Raw genomic sequence first — 23,881 nt, forward strand, 5'->3', positions numbered from 1 at the left:
CGAGTAGTGGCTGCCATAGGCAGGCAGTGCCGTCCGCCCCACCGCAAGCGCCTCACCGGCCACCCGCAGCGCCGACTTCGAAAGCGTCCGCATCGACCACCTCCGGACCGCTCATCCCAAGATAGCCGCCCAAAGTACCCAGCCAAGCCAGGGTTTCAACAGAGCATTCGATGGTCTGAAGCAGGTCGGCAGCTTCCCCTTAATGAATGCAGTTGCGACGCATTCTCAATTACTCTAAAAGGGCTCCGCCATAGCGGAGCATGCACATGGGCCGAATCCTGCCATTCGCACCGCGCATCCTGCGCGGTTATCCGACGGCGACCACCGCCCTGGACCCCGCCGAATCCGTCTTCCTGCTGGCGCTTCGCTGGTGGGTCGCGGACATAAGGCAATGGGCCGACCCGATGCCCCGCCTGCGCCAGACGATGGCGATGGCCGGGCCCACCGACGCGGCCGCCTCCCTGGACCAATTCATGTGCGTGATCGCCCGCACGGCGCAGCGGCAGATCGAGGTGCACGCCCCGCGCTGCTCCTGCCTGTCGGCCGATGAACTGCGGCTGATGCATGCCGCCCGCCTGGCGCAGGGCGGCGAGACGGCGCTGGCCGCCAGCCGGCTTGGTGTCGACCTGCTGCCGGCCGCCGCCGCCGATTTCGCGCTCGGGCCGCTGTCCGGCCTGGGGGTGCTGTTCCGCCGGGCCGGGCTGCATTTCCCGCACCGCGCCGCGCCCGAGGCGCCGCCGGACCGCCCGGCCGATGACTGGACGCCACCGCCATCCTCGCTGCATTAGGAAGGACGCCAGCATGGAATGCCATCGCTCGCTGGGCGTTGCCACCCTGGTCGCCCTCATGGCGACGCATCGGGCGCTCTCGGCGCCGCTCACCTCCAATACCCGCCGTCCCGGCGGGATAGCGGCGTCGCCGAGCGTCACGTTGGGGCGGCAGGATGCGGCGCCGGGCGAACCGCCGCGACGGCCTGCCCCCGCGCGCCCCACGGCGAAAGCGCCCGTCTGACGCGGGAATGGCGTTTGGCGCCGCCGGCTACCCGGCGCCCGGGTGGAAATGCCCGTGGATCTTTCGCGCCACCGTCGGCCCCACCCCTGGCGCATTGGCCAGATCTTCCAGCGCCGCGTTGCGCACCCCGCGCACGCTGCCGAAGTGGTTCAGCAGCTTCCGCTTCAGCGCCGTGCCCACCCCGGGGATGTCGTCCAGCTCGCTGCGGATCAGGGATTTCGACCGACCGGCGCGATGGGTGGTGATGGCGAAGCGGTGCGCCTCGTCGCGCAGCCGCTGCAGGTAGTAGAGCACCGGGTCGCGCGGCGGCAGCTGGAAGGGCGCGGCGCCGGCGCGGTGAAACCATTCGCGGCCGGCGTCGCGGTCCGGGCCCTTGGCGATCGCCACCAGCGGCACGTCATGCACGCCCATCTCGGCGAAGACCTCGCGCGCCGCGTTGAGCTGGCCGAGGCCGCCGTCGATCAGCACCAGGTCGGGCCAGGTACCGCCCTCGCGTTCCGGGTCCTCCTTCAGGGCGCGGCCGAAGCGGCGTTCGAACACCTCGCGCATCATGGCGAAGTCGTCTCCGGGCCTGATCTCGCCCTTGATGGAGAATTTCCGGTAGGCCTGCTTGAGGAAGCCACCCGGCCCGGCCGCGATCATCACGCCATAGGCATTGGTGCCCTGGATGTGGCTGTTGTCGTAGACCTCGATCCGCTCCGGCGTCGCCGACAAGTCAAAGACGCGGGCGACGCCCTGCAGCAGCGCCTCCTGCGCGGTGCCCTCCGCCAGTTTCCGCTCCAGCGCCTCGCGCGCGTTGGTCTCGGCATGCTCGACCGCGGCCCGCTTCTCGCCGCGCTGCGGCCGGTGCAGCTCCACCTTGCGACCGGCCTTGATGCTCAGCGCCTCGGCGATCAGCGCCTGCTCCGGCGGGGCGTGGCTCAGCAGCACCAGCGGCGGCGGCGGCAGGTCGTCGTAGAGCTGGCCGAGGAAGGCGCCCATCACCTCCTCCGCCGGCTGCTCGCCCTTGGCCAAGAAGAAGGGACGGTTGCCGTAATTGCGGCCGCCGCGGAAGAAGAACACCTGCACGCAGGTCTGTCCCGCCAGCTGGTGCAACGCCACCACATCGGCGTCGCCGACGCCGTCCAGGTTGATGCGGTCGCGACCCTGTACATGGGTCAGGCCGCGGATCCGGTCGCGGATCGCCGCGGCGCGCTCGAATTCCAGCGCCTCCGCCGCCTGCTCCATCTCCTTGGCCAGTTCACGCTGAATCGTGGGTGTCTCGCCGGAGAGGAATTGCTTCGCCTGCTCCACCAGCCCGGCGTAGTCCTCGGCGCTGATGCGGTCGACGCAGGGGGCGGAGCAGCGGCGGATCTGGTACAGCAGGCAGGGCCGGTCGCGGCTGTCGAACACCGTGTCGCGGCAGCTCCGCAACAGGAACACCCGCTGCAATGCGGTCAGCGTCTGGTTCACCGCCCAGGCGCTGGCGAAGGGGCCCCAGTAGCTGGCGCCCTTGCGCCGCTCGCCGCGGTGCTTGGCGATCTGCGGATAGGGGTGGTCCTCGGTCAGCACCAGCCAGGGGTAGGATTTGTCGTCACGCAGGACGATGTTGAAGCGCGGCCGAAGCTTCTTGATGAGGTTGGCTTCCAGCAGCAGCGCCTCGGCCTCGCTGGCGGTGGTGATGACCTCCAGGCTGCGGGTCTCATGCACCATGCGGCGCAGCCGCTCAGGCAGCCGGCCGATCTGGGTATAGGCAGCGACCCGCTTCTTCAGCGCCCGCGCCTTGCCCACGTAAAGGGCATCGCCGCGGGCATCGAGCATCCGATAGACGCCGGGCGAGAAGGGCAGGGTGGCCAGCGCCGCCTCGATGACCCGCACGCCCTCCATCACCGGGCTGTCCGGCGGGGATTCAGGCACGGCATCGTCGGCTAGGCTCATGGCCTGGGATTAGGGGGGGCGGTTCGTCCGCCGCAAGCGTGGGTTCTCCACGAAAGCTGTGGACAACTCTGTGGATGCAGTTCCGCGAAGCTGTCGAATCCCGCTGCCGACGGCCACTTGCCAAGGAATGCACAAAAATGACGCAATTTCTTAAGTCGCTGATATGGAAAGATTTATTTTCGGAATGGCGCTTCCGGCGAAGTCAACAGCAACTTCATCCGCGGCCCGTATCTTGGTTATCACGAAAATGTGATTGCAGTGGACAAATGATGTGACAGAACTGTTTCAGCCACGCTGCCGTTCGATCGTGACTCCGACTGCGTCAACATCAGGGTAGGCATCCGGCTTTTCCACCGTTACGCGGGCGCGCAACACCCGGGGATCACCGAGCCCCGCCACGGCGATTCGTTCCGCCAGAGTTTCCACCAGCAGGGTATGCCCCTCGGCGACGGCCGCCCGTGCCGCCCGCACGACCTCACCATAGTTGACCACGCGGCGCAGGTCGTCGGCGCCCACCCTGTCCGGCGCCGCATCATCCTCCACCGCCAACTCCACATGAATGACGACGCGCTGCGGCGCCGCCTTCTCATGCGGGTGCACGCCGAGCCGTGCCTGCAGCGCCAGGCCTCGAACGAAGACCAGCCGCACCCGCCGCGCGGCATCCGGGGCGAAGCTCATTCCGCCATGGCTCCCGCGCCGCCGGCCGGCGCCCATTGCAGGTGCTGCCCGCCATCGAGTGCCAGCATCTGCCCGGTCATCGACGGCAGGCCGAGGATCGCCAGCGCCGCACCCGCCACCTCCTCCGCGCTGGTGCCATGCCGCAGCGGCACGCTGGCGCATTGCGCCGCGAATTGCGCCGGGGTCTGGCGCGGGCTGGGCATGGCCGGGCCGGGGCCGATGGCGTTGACCCGGATGCGCGGCGCCAGCGCCAGCGCCAGCGTCTGCGTCAGCGCCCAGAGGCCTGCCTTGGAGACGGTATAGGATATGAAATGCGGGGTGAGCGACCATACCCGCTGGTCCAGCAGATTCAGCACCAGCCCTTCGGCATCCTGTGGCAGTGCCCGGGCGAAGGCCTGGGACAGCACGAAGGGCGCGCGCAGGTTGGGCTCGATATGCGCATCCCAGCTGGCGCGGGTGGCATCATTCCATTCATCGCGCTCGAAGGTGCTGGCGTTGTTCACCAGCACGCCGAGCGGGCCGAGCGCCGCGCCAGCGGCCGGCAGCAACGCCGCCACCTCGGCTTCCCGCCCGAGCTCGGCGCGCAGGGTCACGGCGCGGCGGCCGAGCGCGCGGATCTCCTTGGCGGTTGCCTCCGCGGCCTCGGCGCTGCTGCCGTAGTGGATGGCGATGTCGAAGCCCGCCCCGGCCAGGCTGAGTGCAATGGCGCGGCCAAGGCGCCTGGCGCCGCCGGTGACCAGCGCGGCGCGCGGGATGGCAGGGGAGATGGGCAGGGACATGCGGCGGCGTCTTAGAGCAGTGGGGCCCGACAGGAAACCGTCAGGCGCCGCCGGATGCGTGCGCCGATATGATTCGGTGCAGGACGGTCGCCGCCAGTGGCGTGCGCGCGCCCACTCAGCGGGTCAGGACGCCCACCGCCGCGTCGCCGCCTTCCGAGCGAGTGCGGCAATCCGCCATGGCGGCGACCTATGCCGCCAACGCCGGCTTCCATCTCCGCACCGCTCGTGAGATGGCTGCGGTTGCGTCCTGCCGCGCTGCCGCAGCGCGGTTCGGGGGCAGCGCCTTGAGCGCGATCTGCTGGTGCGCCCAGGCAGGGCAGGGGGGGCAGTTGCGCTCAGCCCACTTGGGCGACGCCGCTTGGCGACTACTCATACCTGCAATCGGTCCGGGCTTCATGAGGCCGGTACAAGCCAACCTGTTGCCCATAGAACCGGGTGCGGTACGGGACGCCAGGCACAGGTTTCGGCAGTCTGCTAGGCCCGCTCCACAAACAGCGAATTCCCCACCGTGCGGATCGCCTCAACATAGCCGCGCTCCTGTAATAGCGCCGCCATGTCGGACCCGGCGTCCTGGTCTCCTCCGCTCACGACTTCCGCACAGATGACCCGTGGCCCCGCACCGCGCCGCAGGCCGGAGGCCGCGAGCACCGCGACATCCTGGCCTTCGATGTCGATGCTGAGCAAGTCCGGCCAGGCGCCGCCGCAATGTCGCGCCACCACCTGGTCCAGTGTGATCACCGGAATGCGCCGCACCTCGCGGATCGAGAATTCCGGATGCGCCGCGACGAAGGCCTCGGCCGCCGCGCGGTCGAAGCTGTTCCGGCCCGACCAGGCGTCGATCATGTAGAAGGGCAGCTCGCCTTCCGCCGGGCCGACGCCGATATTCACCGTCACATCCTCCGGCCGCAGCTCGGCGAAGGCAGGGATGAGGTTCGGGTTCGCCTCCACGCAAACGCCGCGGCCGCCCTGCGCGTAGAGCAGCGCGGTGTTGCTGCAATGGACCGGGTGATGCGCTCCGATATCGAGGTAGCTCGGCCGGTCCACCCCGAGCTGTCGGAACAGGTTCAGCAGGATCAGATCCTCGCCGAACTGGGCGTAGCTCAGCGGCCCGAAGGGCTGGTCCGGATGGCCGCGATAACCCCACGGGCCCAGGCCGAGCTGGCTTTCGGCCGGGCCATCCAGCTTCGCCAGGATGCGCCGCAGCGGCCCGCCAAGCCGCTGTTCGATCATCGCCTCCAGCATCTCCGCCAGCGCGGCCTCGGGGCGGCTCACGCCACCACCTCCGCCGCCGGCGTCAGCGCCGCCAGGACCTGCCCGGCCACTGTCTCGGGTGTCTGGTGCTGCACGCACAGCGCGGTGCCGTAGCCCTTGGCGCAGCTATCCATCCAGGTCCGCGTCATCCACCAGCAGCCGCCGCAGATCGGCGGCGCGATATTGAGGTTCTGCGGATAACCGAAATAATCCACCGGCGTCGGGCCGAACACCACGGCCGACCGCGTGCCGAGCGAAGCTGCCAGATGCACCAGCCCACCTTCATTGTCGAGGTGAAACAGGCTGTTGCCGAGGATCGCCGCCACCTCCGGCATGCTGGTGCGGCCGATCAGCACCTGATCGCAGGAGGGGATGGGCGTGCTGGTGGCGGTGCCGAGCTGGATGACGGCGAGGTCGGGCCGCGCTGCCTTCAGCTCCGCCACCACGGCGTCGAAATGCGGGTAGCATTTCGTGGCCCGGCGGCCGGCGATGATGAACTCCGTGTCGAAGCCATTGTGCACGGTGACGTAGCCGCCCGGGCGCAGGCCGAAGCGGGACAGTGCCATCGCATCCTGCGGCACCGCCATCCGGTCCCCGCGATATTCCAGCCCGGCAAGGTGGTGCAGGAAGTCCCGCCGGCTGCGGCCGCCGAATACCGCCTTCTGCGCCAGGAAATTGTCATGCCAGGGGTGCTGCGCGACGAAGGGGTCGATTAATGGGCGGCTGCGGATCAGCGCGGCCGCCACCTCCGCCAGGGCCGGGCTGTCCCGCGCCGTCTGCCAGCGCAGGTCTTCCTGATAGAGAACGACCATCTGGTTGGCGCGCAACGCCACGTCGTATTCGTGCCGCAGGCCGTCGAACAGGATGTCGTAATGCGCCTGCCTGAGGCCCGGCAGGCCGCCCAGTGCCCAGGCGGCGAGCGCCGGGCGCGGGCAGAAGATGTCGAAATCCGCGCCGCCGAGATGGGCTTCCAGGTCGCGCAGGAAGCGCCCGATGACGAGGATGTCACCAATTCCACCGGTGATGGCGACGGCGATGCGCGGCAGGCCGCCCGGGATCGCCTGTCGCTCCGCGCGCAGCGCCTGCCGCAGCTTCTGCTCCCGCGTGCGGGCGCCGACCTGGCGCAGCAGCAGCGCCCCCTTGCGGAGCGCGGTGCTGAATCCGTAGGCCGCCGCCGCCGCCAGCCCGTGCTGCCGCCAGGTGGCCTGCAGCAGCGCCGCCGCGTGGCGGAACCGCGGCAGGATGGCCCCGGCTGGCGGGGGCGTGAGGCCCCCGCCGCCCAGGGCACCCCTGGATGCCGACATCAGACGAGGGTCCAATCGGCCGCCGTGGTGCCAAGGCTGGTGCCCGCCACCGCGACGCCGTCCTGCACTTCCCAGAAGGCGTAGCTATCGCCGTGGGCGAAGAGCAGGTCGGCCACGCCGTCGCCGGTGTAGTGGCCGCTGCCGACAAGGCTCCAGCCCGCCGCAAGATTGCCCACCGAGCCGGCCGAGGCCACCGCCCCGTTGCCGTCCAGCCGCCAGGCGGCGACCGCGCCGTCCGTATGGCTGAACACCAGATCCTGATGGCCGTCGCCATCCACATCCGCAACCGCGCCGAAGCTCCAGCCCGCGGCCAGCTTGCCGATGCCGGGCCCGGCGATGGCGACGCCGTTCTGCACCAGCCAGACGGCAACATCGCCGCCCGTGCTGGTGAAGATGAGGTCGTCCGTGCCGTCGCTGTTCACATCCGCGGTGCCGGCAAGGGTCCAGGCGGCGTCCGTGGCACCCACGGTCGTCACGCCGGTGACCGCACCGTTCGACACCATCCAGGCCAAGATCCGATCATCGGCGCCGCGCACCAGGATGTCCTGCGTGCCGTCGCCATTGATGTCGCCGAGGCCGGCGAAGCTTTCCCCGGCGCCCAGCATGCCGATGCCCTGCGTGGCCGTGACCGCGCCCTGGCTGGTCGCCCAGAGCGTGATGTCCCCGGCCCCGCTCTGGAACACCACATCGGCGATGCCGTCGCCGGTCAGGTCGCCGGCAGCCACTGCCGACCAGCCGGCGGCGCTGGCGCCGAGGCCGGTGGACGCAGTGACCAGGCCGTCCGCCACCGTCCAGAAGGCCACAGTACCACCGGCATGCTGGAAAAGCGGGCTGGAGGTAAGGGTCCCGAGGAAATCATCCGCCAGCGGCAGCAGCGAACGGTCGCCATCGGTGAAGTGCAGCCGCTCCACACCCGTCACCGTGTCGGTGCCGCCCACGGTCGTCACCGTCCAGGTGTCGAAGCCGGTCTTCACCACCGTCGCCGCCGACCGCACCGCGTCGATGATGGCGATATCGAGCCCCGCCCCGCCATCGATGCTGTCATTGCCGGCGCCGGAGGCGATGGTGTCGTTGCCGGCCAAACCGTTCAGCAGGTCGTCGCCGGCGCTGCCGGCCATGCTGTCTGCGTCCGCCGTGCCGTTGAAGGCGAAGCTCTCCGGCAGCACGTCCTCGGCGCGAGCCGAGAGGTTCTGCACGCGGCTATCGAGCTCCGGCGCCGTCTCGGCTGCCCCGTAGGCGGTCTCCGGCGTGCCGTAATGCTCCGCCAGGTAGTCGGCAAGCGCCTTCTGCTCGCGTCCTTCCGTTGTGTAGCTGCTGGGATCGGCCGGGTTGAACAGGTCCACGCGGTCGGTCGGGGTGACCACGGCGCCGCCGCTGGTGCCGAGATATCCGTCGCCGCCATCGGCCAGGAAGTTCAGCGTCACCAGCCGGAAGCTGCGGTCGAGATTGCCGACCACCGCACCATCCTGCGCCACCACGTCGATGACATTGCCCTCGTCATCCACGACGGCAAGGCTCAGCACCCGGTCCCCGGCAGGGCGGCTGGGGTCGAAGCTGAATTTCAGGCCGGAAACCTGCGGGAAACTGCCCGGCGTCGCACCCGGTGCCACGCCGCGCACCGCGTTCTCGAGCACGTCGAGCAGCCCCTGCGCGGTCACCGTGATCAGCGAGAGGCCATTGTTGAAGCGCAGCGCGTTCTCGATGTCGAGCTGGGTGACGCGGCCTCCCTCCGGCGCCTCGTAGCTCGGGATCTCGCCCGCGCCGACGGTGCCGACGCCCTCGCGGATGCCGCCGCCATTCTTGATGCTGATGACCGTCGCCGCATCCACCGACCTGGCGTAGGCGAGGTTGGCATCGGCCGTAAGGTTGCCGAAATTCGTCTCCTGCGTGCGGGTGAAACCCCGCTGGCCCTGCAGATAGACGTCGGTGTAGCCGGCAACGACGGCAGTTTTGGCGTCGATGATTGCGTCGACGGCGTCGGTGAGCTGCTTCACCTGGCCGCCGCGCGTGCCTTCCGCATAGGGGTCTTCGCCCTCGCCATAGAGCGAATCGACGGTCGCGTCATCCGCCACATAGGCGCCGGACACCGCTGGATCCACGCTGTCGGGCAGGATCACGCCATCTTCGTCGAAACCAATCACCAGGCGGCCAACATTGTAATACTCGCCGCCGGTATTGACGATCGCGACCGGCTTGCCGTCCGCGCCGGTGCGGATCACCGGATAGGTTTCGCCAGCAGTCACCCCCTCCGTCAGCCTGTCGGTCTCATCCGCGAAGACGGAATGGCTGCCGCCGGCGATGACGATGTCCACGCCCGAAAGCTTGGTCGCCAACTCCAGTTCCAGCCCATATTGCTGCAGATGGCTCAACAGGATGATCTTGTTGATCCCTTGCGCCGTCATCTGATCCACATAGGGCTGCAGGATCTGCGCCAGCTCATCGGTATTGTTCACGCCGCCATCGCCGGCCGGGTCCAGCACCCGAACCCCGGTGACGGAGGAGATGCTGGCCAGCACCTGGGTGGTGAGGCCGAGCACGCCAATGGTCTCGCCGCCCTCCTGGATCGTGGTCCAGGGCGCGATCTGCTGGTCCGCCGCCTCGGCCGCGATGTTCGCCGGGTCCAGGTCGGCCGCCGTCGTCGCATAGCTCGCCGCGTCGCGCAGCGCCGCGGTGAACAGCGGCGCGAGGTCGGCATCGCCGGAGAAATCCAGATTGGCCGAGAGGTAGGGGAACAGCGCCCCGATCGAGGTCGCGGCATTGCCCGACCGTACCATGTCGATGGCGTTGAGGATGGTGCGGGTGCCGAGGTCGAACTCGTGGTTGCCTAGGACGCTCGCCTGCACGCCGAACGCATTCATGATGGCGATGTCGACGCGGCCGAGATCGGAGGTGAGGCCGGAGAGCGTCTCGACCGGCACGTCGAGGAGCTGGGCATAGAATTCCCGCAGCACCGCGTTCATCGCCGGATCACCCTGGGCATTGAGGAAGGGCGAGGGAATGTAGTTGTCGCCCGAGGCCAGGGTGATGCTGTTGGCGACCTGGTCCTCCAGCTTGTCGATGATGGCGGCGAATTGCGGCGCCCGGTTCACCGCCTCCACCCCCGCCTCGAAATCCGAGGCATGCAGGATCTGTAGGGTATAGGCCGGGGTCGTCGGCGCCTCGTTCCCCGCCACGATCGCGCCGGGCGAGCCGGTCTCCGTCGCATCGCCCGCCGCGACGAAGGCGCCGTCGGTGCCCGCCGCGGCGAGCTGGGTGATGGTGGCGCCGTTCAGCCCCGCGGCATTGTCAAAGGTGGCGAAGGGGCCGCTGGGGGAGGCGCCGAATGTCACACTCGCCCGCAGCACGTTGCCGGCGTCATAGAGGTGGACCGCATCGCCGCCAGTGCTGAGGCCGACGCCGCCGCCGCTGTAGCTGCCGATCTGCAAATTGGCCGGTGGGTTGCCGCCGAACCAGGTGGTCAGGAAGGCCGCCTTCGCCGCCTCAAGGTCGGCAGTCTCGATGAAGATCACCGATTCGCCGGGAGCAATGGTGGTGATGCCGTTGAGCGCCACCGCCGCCGCTGGCGAGCCGGAGCTGTCATCCATCTTCCAGCCGGTGATGTCGAGGGTGGAGGCCGTGCCGTTCGTCACCTCGAACCAGTCGGCGCCGATGGGGCTGTCGCCGCTGGACCAGGGCGCCACTTCGGAGACGAAGACCCGGCCGACCGTGCCGGGGGAGCCGATCTCGGATGCGTCCTCCGCCGCGGCGAAGGCGCCGTTGGTACGCACCGCGCTCATCTGCGTGATCTCAGCGTTGTTCAGCCCGGCCGCGTTGTTGAAGCTGGCGAAGGGGCTGTCGGCGGGGGAGGCGCCGAAGCTCACGCCCGCCTGCTTCTCGCCGCTGGCGTTGTAGAGGTTCACCGCATCCCCGCCGGTGCTGAGCCCGACGCCGCCGCCGCTGTAGGCGCCGATCTGCAGCCCGGCCGGCGCGGTGCCGCCGAACCAAGTTGCGATGAACTGGGCCTGCGCCGCGGCAAGATTGCTGGTCTCGATGAAGATCACCGATTCGCCGGCCGCGATGCTGGTGATGCCACTGAGAGAGACCGCCTGGGCGAAGACGTCGGAGCTGTCATCCATCCGCCAGCCGGTGATGTCGACCGCGGAGGAGCCGGCATTCGTCACCTCGAACCAATCGGCGCCGACCGGGCTGTTGCCGCTCGACCAGGGCGCGACCTCGGAGATGAAGAGGCTGGCCGGCGCGGCCTCGTTCACCACATCGGTCAGTGTCAGGGTATAGGTCGTCGTCGCGTCCGGCGTCGTGCCCAGGCTTGCGTCGTCAACGGCGACAGTTACCGAGAAGCTCGACTGCGCCTCGAAGTCGAGCACGGTGCCGGCCTTGATGTAGAGGCCGGTGTTGTCCGCCTCGAAGATCGCGGCATCGGCGCCGCTGACCGACAGTGTATTGGTGCCGAGACCGTCGTCGGTAACGACGACGTTCGCCACCTTCACCCGTGCCGTGGTGCTGGTGTTCTCGGCCAGCGAGGCCGTGACGCCGGTCAGTGCCACGGCGGTCGGCGCCTGGTTCGGCGTGGCGGAGGGCGCATAGACCCAAAGCTGCGGGTGGTTGAAGTCGCCGCCACCATTCTCGCTGACGACATAAAGGTTGCCGTCAGCATCCATCGTCAGCCCCTCATGCTGCTGGTCGGCAAGGGCGAGGGGGTTGTCGGCATCGGTCGCGATGTTCAGCGTGCTGAGGATGTTGCCGTCGCGGTCCACCTCGACGATGCGGCCATTCTCCTGGCTCAGCACCAGCAGGTGGGTGCCCTCGGCGGTACCGGTCAGCGATGCGATGTTCGAGAAGGCATAGACATCGGCGATGTCGGAGAGCCCGAGCAGCGCCGGATCAAAGAGGTTGACCGAGTTCTCGGTGCTGGCGGAACCGTTGCTCGCCGTCCCGGCGTCGAAATCGATCGTGGTCTGGAAGATGCCTGCGGGCGAGGCTTCCTTGACGAAGATATAGCCGCTGGTCAGCGGATCGTAGGTCAGGCCTTCCAGCCCGACATTGCCGACATTGGTGCCGAGCGTCACCGTCTTCGCATCCGCCCGGCCCAGGGTGGTGCCGGCTTCATAGGTGAAGACGACGGCGCGCCTGTCGCGCTCCTCGGTCATCACGAATTGCCCGTTCCCGATATAGGTCAGGCCCTCGGGATCATAGAATTCGGTGCCCTGCGGGCTGCTGCCGGTCGCCAGGGTCATCGAATCGATGGGTTGCCCGGTTTTCGAGATCTGAACGATGGAGGTGCCACCATCGCCGACGACGAAGAGCGTGTCGGTATCGGGATTGTAGGTGACGGCGGAGACTTCCTGGGCCAGCACGCTGTTGGGCGGGGCGGTGGTCCGGGTGGGCTCGGGCAGGTCGTAGCGGCCAACGCGAATATAGGTGGAGAGATCGATATTCGTCCCGGACATCTAGGTAGCTCCCGCAGGCTTGCCGTGAGGCGTTCCGCCCGCCTTGGAAGGTGACGGACGGCTTCGCTCTACCGGCACGCGGGACGGCCATCCCTCGCTGCGGGGCGACGGAATTATAATGATTTGGTTAAGATGCGAATTGATGTGCTTCAGTCGATTGGGTTGGTTCGGCGGCGCTCGACCGCCCAGCGCCTTGTAACGCCGTCTGCCTTGCCGCGACGTTGGTGCAGCGAACCGCCGGCGGCAGGGAACGGATGGGCCGCCCGCAGCTGGTTCGTTGCGCTCTCCTGCGTGCCGCGCTTCGGTAGCCGATGGCGGGTGGCTGAGTTAGGCGAGTGTTGACGTTCGGGACCTTCAACCCCTCGCGGCTCGGCCTCTTCGCTATCGCCAGTTCCTCCTTCCAGGCCGATCCTCTCAGGAGGCTCGACTCGAGGAAGCCGGTTAGGCCAGCCAACCCAGGGGTAGCAGAAACGGGTCGGACCGGGACGAGATGGCCGAACGGCATGGAGGACGGCGCTTACGCGGCGTCGGTGGTATCTTCCATGGCGGCGGCACCGAGGCGGTCGGCTGGCAGGCGAAGCGTGCAGTGCAGGCCGACCGGATCCCAGGTGAATTCGATGCTGCCGCTTAGCTGGCGCACCGTTCGCGCGATCAGGCGCGAGCCGAAACCGCCGCCGTTGCGGTCGCTGGAGGGCGGCGGGGCCGCTATCGGCGGGCCACCGATCTCGCGCCAGTCCAGCCGCAGTTCGCCATCGACGGGATCGCGCGCCCAGGCCACATCCACCTGCCCGCCGGGCGCCGAGAATGCACCGTGCTTGGTGGCATTGGTCGCCAGCTCATGCAGCACCATCGAGACCGACAGCGCTGCATTCACCGTCAGGCGGACCGGAGGACCAGCGAGCCGCACGCGGCCCGGCGTGTCCATGGCGTAGGGAGCAAGTTCCTCTTCGATGAGCGCGCGCAGCTCCGCCCCCACCCAGCGCTTCCGCGACAGCAACCCATGCGCCCTGGCCACGGCGGCAACGCGGTCGGCGACAGTGGCAGCGAAGCGCCTTGTCTCCTCCTCCCTTACCGGGGTCAGCCGCAGCAACGCCTGCACCACGGCGAGCGCGTTCTTCGCCCGGTGGTCCACCTCGCGCGCTAACAGCAGCCGTTGCTCCTCGGTGTGCTTGCGCTCGGTCACGTCGGCGGCCGCGCTCATCCGCAGCCGACGGCCGTCCGGCAGCCGGCCGAGGGGCACGGCCTGGACATCCCAGATACGCGCCTCGCCCAATTTGGTGCGGATGGTCTTCTCCCCGGTCCGCGCCACCTCCCCGACAGCGAACTCCTCCTCCAAAAGGGCCTCAATCTCCTGGTGGCGATCGGGATAGGCGAGGTGCAGCCACGCTGACAGGGTCGGGATCTCCTCCGGCCCGAAGCCGCTCAGCTCCGTCCAGCTCCGGCTGAGCGCCAGCACCTCGCCGTCCTCGGCGTGCAGCATGATCGGGAAGGGCGAGCCTTCGACCGCAGCGCGGAGCCGCGCCTCGCTCCCGACCAGCGCCGCCTCGGCCCGGCGCTGCGCGGTCACGTCGGTGAGGGACTCCAGCACGGCCACCGGCCGGCCGCCCGGGTCGCGCCGCAGCGCCTTGCGGGCGGTGACGACGATCTCCCTTCCGTCCCGGGTCCATTGCCGGAGGTCGCCGGTCCATTCGCCGTCGTGCTCCAGCGCCGCCGCGATCTCCGTCCGCGGGACCGGGAAGACGGTGCGGAGCAGCTCATGCGCGTCCCGCCCCACCGCCTCCGCCGCCCCCCAACCGTAAAGCTGCTCGGAGCCCGCCGACCAGAAGCGGATCCTGCCATCGAGGTCGCGCGTCATGAAGGCGCCGAGGTCGAGCGTGGCCAACAGGTCGCGCAGGCGCGCCTCGCTCTCCCGCAGCGCCGCCTCGGCGGCGCGTTGCTCGGTCACGTCGAGTTCCACGCCTCGCACGCGGAGTGGCCGGCCCGTGCTGTCACGCTCCACCTCGCCCCGCGCCGCGATCCAGCGCAGCTCGCCGGCGTCGCCGCGCAGGATGCGGAACTCGGCCCGGAGATCCGGCGTCCGGCCGTCCGCCGCCGCCTCGAGCGCCGCCTCGAGCGCCATGCGGTCTTCGGGATGGACCCGCTCGACGAAGGTGCGGTAGGAGGCGGGCGTGCTGGGGCACAGGCCGAGCAGCCGGGGGATCTGGTCCGACCAGTGGACGCGCTCCGTCCCGATCTCCCAGTCCCAGGTGCCGATCCCACCCGCCTCCTGAGACAGGCGCAGTCGCTTCTCGGCCTCACGCAGCGCGTGTTCGTCCATCTTCCGGCTTGTGATGTCGAGGAAGGTGACGACCAACCCGTCCGCCCCGTCGCCCGGGCCGCGATAGGGCAGCACGCGGCGCAGGAACCAGTGTCCGTCCTCGCTCTCTGCCTCGTGCTCGATGGGCGTGCCGCTGCCGGTCGCCGCGCGCACCTCGGCCGGGTCGGGCAGGGGGGCAGGTCGCGCAGCCGGTGTCTCAGATGCGCCAGCGGCCGGCCGATATCCTGCACGGTGACCGGATAGATCTCGGCCGCCGCCGGGGTGAAGCCGCGTACCCGCCCCTCACGGTCCAGGAAGATGGTGGCGATGCGTGTTGCATGCAGCAGGTTCTCCAGATCCGCATTGGCCGCGGCCAGCGCCGCGTTCGCGGCCTGTACCTCCTCCTTGCTGGTCTCCAGCTCCTCGTTCGAGGACTGAAGTTCCTCGTTCATCGAGAGGAGTTCCTCGTTCGACGCCTTCAGCTCCTCATTCGCGGCTTCCAGGTCCTGCACGGCGCGTTCCAGATCCTCGCGTGTGCGGACCAGCTCCTGTTCCAACTGGCCGATCACCGCCTCGGCGTCCGGCATGCGAGCACCACCCTGACCCGCCCTACCCCGCCCGGCGACGAGCGGCGCCGAGGATTCCTGGAAGACCAGCATATAGAGGCCTTCGCCGTAGCCGAGTTCGGGCATCGGCTGCGCGGTCAGGCGCACCGGCACCAGCCCCTCCGGCCCCTGCAACATGAGGCCGTCGCGCACCGCGGTGCGCCGCGTGCGCACCGCATCGGACAGGGCCGCGCGCAGCCCGATCCCGAGGCCCCGGCGCGCCATGCGCGTGATGCTGTTGGTGAAGCTGCCGGTCGGCGGCTGGAGGAAGCGGTCCACCCGCTCCGAAAGGAAGACCAGGTGCCCCTCGGCGGTGACGATGGCATAGGCGGGGGCGAATTCGTCGAGCAGGATGCGCTGCGCGACGGCGCCCAGCTCAGCCTCCGCCAACGGCAGCACGCCGCCCGCGGCCTCCCGCCACGGGGCATGGGAGCCCACCCCCCCTTCTCGCGGGCCGGAGGCGGTGGCGGGCGTGCCGGGCAGGCGCGGCTCCGGCCGCCCGGGCAGGGCCAAACCGCGCGTCGGCTTGCGCTGCGCCAGGCGCTGGCGGGCGTCCACGGGGCGGAACAGCTCGGCATGCCCCGCCAGGGTCTCGGACGCGCCGAGGAAGAGGAAGCCGTCGGGCTTCAGCGCGTAGTGAAAGAGGGGAAACAGCTTCTTCTGCAGGTGCGTGCCGAGATAGATCAGCAGGTTCCGGCAGCAGATGAGGTCGAGCCGCGAGAAGGGAGGGTCGGAGATGACGTTGTGCGGCGAGAAGAGGCATGTCGCGCGCAGCTCCTCGCCCACCTGCCATTGTCGGCCGCGGCGGGTGAAGAAGCGGGCGAGGCGCTCGGGCGAGACCTGGCCGGCGATCGAGGCCGGGTAGACGCCGCGCCGCGCCGCCGCAAGGGCGCGGTCGTTTACGTCGGTGGCGAAGATCTGCACCGGCGGCGGCTTCTCAAGGCCATCCATGGCCTCCCGCACCAGGATCGCGACCGAATAGGCTTCCTCGCCCGTCGCGCAGCCCGCGATCCAGATTCGCAGCGGCTCCTCCGGCCTGCCGCGAGCGAGCAGCGGGGCGATGGCGAGCTCGGCCAGCACCTGGAAGGCGTCTGGATCCCGGAAGTAGGCGGTCACGCCGACCAGCAGTTCGCGAAACAGGGTGCCGGGTTCCTGCACGTCGGCCCGCAGCCGCTCCAGATAGGCCTCGATGGTATTGAGGCGCAGCACACGCATGCGCCGTTCCAGCCGCCGCACCAGCGTGCTCGCCTTGTAGTGGCGGAAGTCGTGGCCGGTGCGGTCGCGCAGCAGCGCGCAGACCTCGGGCAGGCTGGCCAACGCGGCGGCGCGCTCCCGCGCCGCCTCCCCCGCGCCGCCGAGCCGCGCGCGCCGGTGGCGGTCGTGCTCGGCCAGCGCGGAGGCCAGCGCCTCCGGCGTCGCGACGTAATCGGCGAAGCCCGAGCCGGTCCCGGCGGCCTCCGGCATCCCGCCGACCAGCGCGGCGGCGGCGCTCTCCTCGGCGATGGCGAGCCCGCCCGCGCCGCTTATTGCTTGCAGCCCCATTGTCCCGTCGCCGCCGGTGCCCGCGAGGATCACGCCGACCGCTCGCGGGCCGAAGGCCTCGGCCACCGCAAGGAAGAGCCGGTCCACGGGATTCGCCCGGCCGCTGCTCCGGGTTGGACGGCGCAACCACAGCCGGCCGGCGCGGAAGCCGGGCCGCATGCCAGGCGGGAAAACGAGAACCGTGTCGGGCTCAACCGCAGCGCCGTTCTCGGCCAGTGCCACCGGGCGGGCGGCGATGAGCGCCAGCGCTTCAACCGGAAGGGATTCCTCCTCGGCGGCCGCATGCTGGGTGAGCAGGAAGCAATGGCCGGAACGGGCAGGCAGGGCGCCGAAGAATGTGCGGAGGGCCGGAAGCGCACCGGGCGAAGCGCTGATGGCAACCACGAAGGGCGCGAAGGGGCCTCCCTCCGGCGTGCCGTCGGGCGAGTTCGCTCCCGGATGCTGCGCATCGCAGGCCACCTCGTCCTCCACGCCCTTCTCCCTACTGGGAATGATACGGCTCCTGTATCAGGCATGCGCGCCCCTGGCACAAGGGTTAGCAGCTGCACGCGATTGAAACCCTTGCTGCGCCTGGGTTTGGGCCATGAGGCGGTGAGCGATGCCGGAGATCATCGCAATCCGGACGTGCACGGCAAAGATGTCGGACCGTCGTACACGATGTTGAGGCGGCGGCAGCAGCCGCGTCAGGCGAACAGGTGCTCCACCACCTACCTGATCCGGTGCGGCAGGAAGCGTCCGTCCCGCGTGCCGCCGGGCGAGACCGAGACGTTGATGTCAACTGTAGAGTTATCGAAAATGATCTGACAGGTGGTCGCTCTGGCGTGGTGGGTGTCCACCGGATCGAAACCGTCAACTGGCTCAGCGATGCGGCCTTCGCCGGGTTCTGATTTTTCGCGCGCGAGATCGGCGCTGTCGAGGAAAGTCCGCATCGGCCTGTCGCCTAAGCACCAGCGGCGCTGATGGGTACGCTGCTCATTGCAGATCGCCACCAGGCATCGAGGGCAGCCTGCAGCATCTCGGCGCTGTCGCAGAGCGTCTTACGGAAGGCGACACGGTAGACCTCGTCGGGCAGCGTCTAGTGGAGGCGGCACGGCTGCGGACAGCGGAGCGACTGACCGAGCCAATCGCAGTGTGCCGCATCCTCTCCTGGCGCATCCTCTGGACGACGATGATCGTCAGGATTGCGCCGGATGCGCCGCCCCAATCAGCCCTGATCAAGACAAAGATGACCATCGTCGACCGGGCAGTGCACGACCGGCCCACCATGCCTGCCGGGAAGACGCTGTTGCACTACTTCACGAAAATCGCCTGCCTCGGCGGCTATCTCGCCCGCGCGCAACCGCCCACCCGGCAATACCGCGATGTGTGCGGCTGGTCCCGCCTCATGGACATCAGGCGCGGAGCAGAGCTGATGCAGCCAAAATGTGGATAGTCGGAAGGAAGGCCAGACGCTTGCGGCGGTAGGAACCGAGGAACGGAATTTTCCGGGCTGCCTGAGACTCGGGTCAGGGCTTGGCCATCGTGGAAAGCACGCCGAGATTTCGACGTTGCCATCCGCCAAGGCTTCCCCCTGCATGGGCCAGCACGCACACTTCTAACGCAGCCGCAATTCGTGCTGGTTTGCTGGAAGGTGCCGATCGTCTACATCGCCTCGCGCCGGCGCCAGATCTCCACCGCGCGTGCGTCCGCCTCCGAGGCTGTGGCAACCGAGCCGAGGGCCAGCAGAGCGAGCGCCAACGTCGCCAGAACGGTGGCGAGTGCCACGCCCTCGGCCTCTCCACGCCAGACCGCTATGATGTCGTCCGTCGTGGACCGCGATCCTTCGCGGGAGGTTGCGGGCAGCACGATTTCGCGGTGTCCCAGGGCATGGTCGAACAGATGCGCCGTGACCGGCTTCAGCGGGGTCCGCTCCGCCTCGCCGCCGCCGCCCTTTACCACCAGCAGGCGCGGACGTCGCAGCCGCTCCGCGGCTGCGAGATGCAGCGCGATGTAGGGGGGGTGGAAGACCCCATCCACGCTGGCCCGCGCATCGAAGGGATCAAGCAGCCGCGCCACGGTGTTGACCGGCGAGCGCAAGCCAAGCAGAGCCCTGAGCCCGAGCAGCCGGTCCAGCCCCGGGCTCAGCACTCTGAGCGGCAGATAGGCGAAGCCCACTGTCTCCAGCATGCGCGCCGCGTCGGCCCGGTCGTCGGCGGGGCGCAGGCCGAGCCGGGCCAGCGCTTCGGTCACCGGCATGCCGGAGGAGAATTCATTCGAGCCATGCATCAGCACGCGATGGCCGGCGCGCCCCAGCGCGAGGGCAGCGAGCAGGAACCAGGGCGCGCCTCGCGTCCGTCCAGCGCCGTAGGACGGCCAGTCCAGTTCCACCGGCACGCCTGGCGCCGTACCGCAGCCCGCCGCCTCGCGCGCCGCTTCGACCAGGCCAGCGATTTCGTCCGGGTCCTCGCCGCGGTAGCGCAGGAGCATGAGGAAGGCGCCGACCTGATGCGGATCGGCTTCGCCACGCAGCACCATGCGAAGGGCCGCCAGTGCCTCCTCGCGCGTCAGCGCGCGCGAACGGCCGGGACCACGGCCGAGCGTGCGCAGGAAGGGGGCGAACGGATGCTCCGCCGCACCATCCTCGGCTGTTTCCAGTTTATGCTGCATGGCGCTGCACGATACGCGCTGGCACCGCTGCAGTTTCCGCAAGTGCCACGACCGCGCCGATCAGCATCAGCGTCGGTCCTTCCACCCCCGCCACGGCAACGGCGTCGGCGATTTCCGAGAGATTGGCCGGGATGCGCCGCTCAGTCGGAAGACTTGCATTCTCAATTGCGATGGCGGGCGTATCCGCCGGCATTCCCGCCTTGAGCAATGCAGTGGCCACGCCCGGCAGGTTGCGTGCGCCCATATAGACGGCCAGCGTCCCACCGGAAGCGGCGAGCGCTCGCCAGTCATGCGCCGGCAGGGCATGATCGGCGCCATGCGCGGTGATCAGGTGCAGGCTACGCGCGATGCCACGATGCGTCAGCGGCACGCCGAGCCGCGCGGCAGCGGCGAGGGCCGCAGTGATGCCTGGCACCACCTCTACCTCGGCGCCTGCCGCGCGCAACGCTTCCAACTCCTCTCCACCTCGGCCAAAGACGAAGGGGTCGCCTCCCTTCAGTCGGACGACATGCGCGCCGGCCTGAACCTCCCGCAGCAGCAGGGCGTTGATTGCGGCCTGGCTCATGGAGTGCCGGCCGCAACGCTTGCCGACGTCGATGCGCCGCGCGTCGCGGCGGGCGAGGTCGAGAACGCGAGGGTCCACCAGCTTGTCGTAGAGCACGACATCAGCACGGTTCAGCACGCGGAGCGCCTTCAAGGTCAACAGCTCGGGATCCCCTGGCCCGGCACCCACGAGGCTGGCGCGGCCGCGGTTCGGGACGGTGCCGGCGTGAGCAAGGCGTGTCGCCATGGCGCTGTCGGCTGCCGCCACCGAGCCACGATCGAGAATCGCGGCAGCCTCGTCGCCATCCAGCACAGCGTCCCAGAGGTGCCGGCGCTGGTCGCGGTCAGGCAGGGCGCGCGCCACGCGGCTGCGCCAACGGGCGCAGAAGGCGGCAAGCGTGCCGAAGGCCGGCGGCACCGCGGCCTCGATACGGGCGCGCAGATCGCGCGCCAGGGCGGGGGCGATGCCAGCCGTGGCGATGGCGACGGCCACCGGCCCCCGCCGCACCATGGCCGGGGTGGTGAAGTCGCAGAGCGCCGGCCGGTCCACCGCATTCACCAGCACGCCTTGCCGCCGCGCCTCGGCCACGACCCAGGCGGCTTCCTCCGCGCTTTCGAGCGCCACATAGCACAGCCGCGCAGCCTGCAGATCCGCGGGCATGAAGGCGCGGCGTAGCAGCGTGATCCGCTCCTCGGCAGCGAGATCCTCGACCGCCTGACCCGGAGCAGGGTCCACCACACGGACTGCGGCGCCAGAGGGCAGCAGCAGCCGACATTTCGCGGCCGCCGCATCATTGCCGCCAACCACCAGCACCGTGGCTCCGCTGAGGTCGAGGAAGAGAGGAAAGGGGGCAGGTACCGCGTCAGGCTGCGGTGGCATCGGCACGTGTGTCACGCAGGATCTCCCTGATCTCGGGCAAGCAGGAGCCGCAGTTCGTGCCGGCGCCAAGGGCGGCACCGATCGCCTCGGCGTCCATCAGGCGACGGCCCAGGATGGCAGCGCGAAGCGTTGCGATGCCGACACCGAAGCAGGCGCAGATCGTGCGGTCCGCAGCGGCCGCGGTCGTCCGTCCCGCGAGAAGACCGCTCCGCGCCGCCTCGGCCACCGTGCCTTCGAGCAGCGCGGCGAGGGAGGCGCCCTGCGGCAGGCCGGTGCTGGAGTCCTCCGCCACGATGAACAGGCAGGATTCGACGCGCCCGGCCAGCAGCGTGGCGAAGCGCCAGGCGCGGCGGGCAGGATCGGCAAGCTCCAGCCACTCGGCCCCCCTGGGCGCGTCTAGCAGCCGGGCGGCGAGCTCCCCGAGTCCCGCGCCAGGAGGCAATGGCTCCAGACCGGCCAGTTCCAGCACATGGCCGGCGCCAACGGGCACGCGCGACCAGTGGACACCCTCCGGCCGGACAGCGCGGCGGTGCAGCAGCAGGCCACGCCACTGGAGGCGCACCGGCTCCGCCCGCACTGGCGTCGCCTTCAGCTCCGGTTGGCCGGAGATCGGATCAGTGGCGGCGCTGACCAGCCGCCCGACGGGGCCGGACCCGGCGAAGGTATCGGTCCAGTGCATGGGCACGAAGACCTCGCCCGGTCGCTGGGCCGGTGTGATGGCGGCGCGCAGCACCGCTTCGCCATGCGGGCTCCGCAGGCGAACCAGGGCGCCCTCCGCCACATCGAGGCGCACCGCATCCTGCGGCGAGAATGCAGCGGTGGGGGCGCCGACATGCGTCATGAGGCGCGGCACGCGGCCTGTGCGCGTCATGGTGTGCCACTGGTCGCGCATGCGGCCGGTGTTCAGCAGCATCGGAAACGTGGCATCCGGCAGCCTGGCCGGTGGGCGCCAGCGCGTGGGCACGAAGCGCGCGCGACCGTCCGCCGTGGGAAAGTTGCCGTGGGCGAACAGGCGGTCACCTCCGGCGGCGCCAGCGGGTCGTGGCCAGCGCACCGACTCCAGCGCCTCGTACTCAGCATCGGTCGATGCGGCGAGCGCACTGATATCGAAGCTGCGCGTGCCACCATTCTCGAAGCCGGAGAGCGTGGCGTGCTCGCGGAACACGGCGGCGGGCGAGTTCCAGGCAAAGGCGTCGGCGAAGCCCATGCGGCGCGCGACCTCCGCCAGCATCCACCAATCCGGCCGTGCCTCGCCCGGCGGCTCGCGAAAGCGACGCTGGCGCGAGATCCGGCGTTCGGAGTTGGTCACCGTTCCATCCTTCTCGCCCCAGCCCGCGGCCGGCAGCACGACATGCGCGAGCGCCGTCGTGTCGGTGGGCCAGCAGTCGGACACGACGACAAAGGGGCAGGTCGAGAGCGCCCGCCGCACGCGTGCCACCTGGGGCATGCTGTCGGCGGGGTTGGTGGCGATGATCCAGAGCGCCTTCACACGGCCCTCCCGCACCGCCTCGAACAGCTCCACCGCCTTCAGACCAGGGTGCGTCGCGAGGGTCGGCGCGTTCCAGAACCGGCGCACCCGGTCGAGATCCCCGGGCCGGTCGAAGCGCATGTGCGCGGCAAGCTGGTTGGCGAGGCCGCCCACCTCCCGCCCCCCCATGGCATTGGGCTGGCCGGTGACGGAGAACGGACCCATGCCGGGGCGGCCAATACGCCCCGTCGCCAGGTGGCAGTTAAGGATGGCGTTCACCTTGTCCGTCCCGGCGGAGGACTGGTTCACGCCCTGGCTGTACACCGTGACAGTCCGCTCCGTGGTCGCGAACCACTCGTAGAAGCGCGCAATCTCGGCGGGCGAGAGGCCAGTGACGCTGGCGACATGCGCGAGGTCCGGCGCTGTCTCCTGCGCCATGGAGAGCGCTTCGTCCAGGCCTGTGGCATGCGCGGCAACCCAGGCACGGTCGATCGCCGCGGCGGCATCGAGGTGCACGAGCAGCCCGGCGAACAGCGCGACATCCGCGCCTGGCGCGATCGCAAGATGCAGGTCGGCGCTCTCCGAGGTGGCGGTTCCACGCGGATCCACCACGACCACCCGCGTTCCCCGCGCGCTCCGAGCGGCCTGGAGCCTTGCATGCAGCACGGGATGGCACCAGGCAAGATTGCTGCCGACCAACACGACCAGCTCCGCCTCCTCCAGATCCTCGTAGACGCCCGGCACCACATCGGCGCCGAAGGCGCGGATATGGCCGGCAACGGAGGAGGCCATGCAGAGGCGCGAATTGGTGTCGATGTTGCCGCTGCCGATGAAGCCCTTCATCAGCTTGTTAGCGACGTAGTAATCCTCCGTCAGGCATTGACCGGAAACATAGAAGGCGATGGAATCCGGGCCATGCGCCGCGATCGTCTCCCGGAAGCGCATGGCCACCAGATTGAGCGCCGCGTCCCAGGAGGCACGGGTGCCCTCCACCACCGGGTGCAGCAGTCGTTCGGAATCATCCAGCGTCTCGGCCAGCGCGCTGCCCTTGGAGCAGAGCCGTCCGCGATTGGCCGGATGCGCCGGGTCGCCCTTGATCGTACCATCCGGCTGCGCGAGCACGCCGCAACCGACCCCGCAATAGGGGCATGTAGTACGGACGGTACCGTTCAAGGCTGCGCCCCCGACGCAAGCAGCACAATCCCGTCCTCGACGCGGACCGGGATGCGCCGCGCGCAGCCCTTGTCCGGCGCCGCCGCCTCGCCGCTGCCGAGGTCTATGACCCAGCTATGCAGCGGACAGGTGACGGCATGGCCATGCACGATGCCCTGTGACAGCGGGCCACCCTTGTGGGGGCAGCGGTCCTCAAGCGCGAAGGCCGTATCATCCAGCGTACGGAAGATCGCCACCTGGCCATGCTTGGGGGTGGCGACGACGCGCGCACCCTGGCGCGGGATATCGTCAAGGCGGCACACCTCGGTCCAGCCCGCGGTGCGCATGATGCTTCCATCCAT

General features: G+C 69.5%; 14 protein-coding genes and 1 pseudogene. 2 read left to right on the forward strand and 13 right to left on the reverse strand.

Annotated features, from left to right (window positions below; translation table 11 throughout):
• Window positions 1-266 precede the first annotated feature (266 nt).
• The gene (locus H7965_RS16725) at window positions 267-788 is read left to right on the forward strand and encodes a hypothetical protein (protein WP_186771735.1); all 522 of its coding nucleotides are present in this window, start codon (window positions 267-269) and stop codon (window positions 786-788) included.
• 250 nt (window positions 789-1,038) lie between these two features.
• On the opposite strand, the gene uvrC is transcribed toward H7965_RS16725, so the two are convergent.
• The 9 genes and pseudogenes from uvrC to H7965_RS16780 all read right to left on the reverse strand — a co-directional run bounded on the left by uvrC (window position 1,039) and on the right by H7965_RS16780 (window position 17,759).
• A complete protein-coding gene (gene uvrC, locus H7965_RS16730) occupies window positions 1,039-2,928 on the reverse strand; it encodes an excinuclease ABC subunit UvrC (RefSeq protein ID WP_186771736.1) in 1,890 nt (629 codons plus the stop codon).
• 285 nt (window positions 2,929-3,213) lie between these two features.
• The gene (gene folB, locus H7965_RS16735; RefSeq protein WP_229682666.1) at window positions 3,214-3,606 is read right to left on the reverse strand and encodes a dihydroneopterin aldolase; all 393 of its coding nucleotides are present in this window, start codon (window positions 3,604-3,606) and stop codon (window positions 3,214-3,216) included.
• Window positions 3,603-4,385: an SDR family oxidoreductase gene (locus tag H7965_RS16740; protein WP_186771738.1), complete on the reverse strand. Its 783-nt coding sequence runs from the start codon at window positions 4,383-4,385 to the stop codon at window positions 3,603-3,605. Before H7965_RS16740 ends, folB begins: the two co-directional genes overlap by 4 nt.
• Before the next feature lie 474 nt (window positions 4,386-4,859).
• Complete coding sequence (locus H7965_RS16745) at window positions 4,860-5,657, reverse strand: FkbM family methyltransferase (protein WP_186771739.1); 798 nt, start codon at window positions 5,655-5,657, stop codon at window positions 4,860-4,862.
• The gene (locus tag H7965_RS16750) at window positions 5,654-6,940 is read right to left on the reverse strand and encodes a glycosyltransferase family 9 protein (RefSeq protein ID WP_186771740.1); all 1,287 of its coding nucleotides are present in this window, start codon (window positions 6,938-6,940) and stop codon (window positions 5,654-5,656) included. Before H7965_RS16750 ends, H7965_RS16745 begins: the two co-directional genes overlap by 4 nt.
• A complete protein-coding gene (locus tag H7965_RS16755) occupies window positions 6,940-12,387 on the reverse strand; it encodes an SdiA-regulated domain-containing protein (RefSeq protein ID WP_186771741.1) in 5,448 nt (1,815 codons plus the stop codon). Before H7965_RS16755 ends, H7965_RS16750 begins: the two co-directional genes overlap by 1 nt.
• 517 nt (window positions 12,388-12,904) lie before the next feature.
• The gene (locus tag H7965_RS16760) at window positions 12,905-14,704 is read right to left on the reverse strand and encodes a sensor histidine kinase (RefSeq protein WP_186771742.1); all 1,800 of its coding nucleotides are present in this window, start codon (window positions 14,702-14,704) and stop codon (window positions 12,905-12,907) included.
• Window positions 14,705-14,901: 197 nt separating this feature from the next.
• Window positions 14,902-17,301 (reverse strand): annotated as a pseudogene (locus tag H7965_RS30985) (CheR family methyltransferase); the annotation flags it as partial.
• A 236-nt stretch (window positions 17,302-17,537) separates the two neighbouring features.
• Window positions 17,538-17,759, reverse strand: coding sequence for a hypothetical protein (locus H7965_RS16780; RefSeq protein ID WP_186771743.1), 222 nt, complete (start codon window positions 17,757-17,759; stop codon window positions 17,538-17,540).
• Window positions 17,760-17,959: 200 nt separating this feature from the next.
• Between H7965_RS16780 and H7965_RS16785 the strand changes: the two genes are divergently transcribed.
• Window positions 17,960-18,262, forward strand: a complete 303-nt coding sequence (locus H7965_RS16785) for a hypothetical protein (protein WP_186771744.1) — start codon at window positions 17,960-17,962, stop codon at window positions 18,260-18,262.
• Between the two features lie 209 nt (window positions 18,263-18,471).
• Here H7965_RS16785 and H7965_RS16790 read toward each other — a convergent pair whose 3' ends face one another.
• From H7965_RS16790 to nirD, 4 genes are read right to left on the reverse strand one after another with little or no spacing between them, the layout of a single operon-like run.
• Window positions 18,472-19,476: a glycosyl transferase family protein gene (locus H7965_RS16790; protein ID WP_186771745.1), complete on the reverse strand. Its 1,005-nt coding sequence runs from the start codon at window positions 19,474-19,476 to the stop codon at window positions 18,472-18,474.
• Window positions 19,466-20,914: a siroheme synthase CysG gene (gene cysG, locus H7965_RS16795; RefSeq protein WP_186771746.1), complete on the reverse strand. Its 1,449-nt coding sequence runs from the start codon at window positions 20,912-20,914 to the stop codon at window positions 19,466-19,468. Before cysG ends, H7965_RS16790 begins: the two co-directional genes overlap by 11 nt.
• Window positions 20,883-23,540, reverse strand: coding sequence for a nitrate reductase (locus tag H7965_RS16800; RefSeq protein ID WP_186771747.1), 2,658 nt, complete (start codon window positions 23,538-23,540; stop codon window positions 20,883-20,885). The genes cysG and H7965_RS16800 overlap by 32 nt, the downstream gene beginning before the upstream one ends.
• Window positions 23,537-23,881, reverse strand: coding sequence for a nitrite reductase small subunit NirD (gene nirD, locus H7965_RS16805; protein ID WP_222440662.1), 345 nt, complete (start codon window positions 23,879-23,881; stop codon window positions 23,537-23,539). Before nirD ends, H7965_RS16800 begins: the two co-directional genes overlap by 4 nt.

Source organism: Siccirubricoccus deserti, from assembly GCF_014283215.1.
GTDB lineage: Bacteria > Pseudomonadota > Alphaproteobacteria > Acetobacterales > Acetobacteraceae > Siccirubricoccus > Siccirubricoccus deserti.

Bases quoted from the DNA above. Each gene is read 5' to 3' on its own strand.
- uvrC (WP_186771736.1), bottom strand. From the start codon at position 2,928: ATGAGCCTAGCCGACGATGCCGTGCCTGAATCCCCGCCGGACAGCCCG.
- H7965_RS16755 (WP_186771741.1), bottom strand. From the start codon at position 12,387: ATGTCCGGGACGAATATCGATCTCTCCACCTATATTCGCGTTGGCCGC.
- H7965_RS16740 (WP_186771738.1), bottom strand. From the start codon at position 4,385: ATGTCCCTGCCCATCTCCCCTGCCATCCCGCGCGCCGCGCTGGTCACC.
- H7965_RS16790 (WP_186771745.1), bottom strand. From the start codon at position 19,476: ATGCAGCATAAACTGGAAACAGCCGAGGATGGTGCGGCGGAGCATCCG.
- H7965_RS16780 (WP_186771743.1), bottom strand. From the start codon at position 17,759: ATGCGGACTTTCCTCGACAGCGCCGATCTCGCGCGCGAAAAATCAGAA.
- H7965_RS16750 (WP_186771740.1), bottom strand. From the start codon at position 6,940: ATGTCGGCATCCAGGGGTGCCCTGGGCGGCGGGGGCCTCACGCCCCCG.
- folB (WP_229682666.1), bottom strand. From the start codon at position 3,606: ATGAGCTTCGCCCCGGATGCCGCGCGGCGGGTGCGGCTGGTCTTCGTT.
- H7965_RS16725 (WP_186771735.1), top strand. From the start codon at position 267: ATGGGCCGAATCCTGCCATTCGCACCGCGCATCCTGCGCGGTTATCCG.
- H7965_RS16760 (WP_186771742.1), bottom strand. From the start codon at position 14,704: ATGGACGAACACGCGCTGCGTGAGGCCGAGAAGCGACTGCGCCTGTCT.
- nirD (WP_222440662.1), bottom strand. From the start codon at position 23,881: ATGGATGGAAGCATCATGCGCACCGCGGGCTGGACCGAGGTGTGCCGC.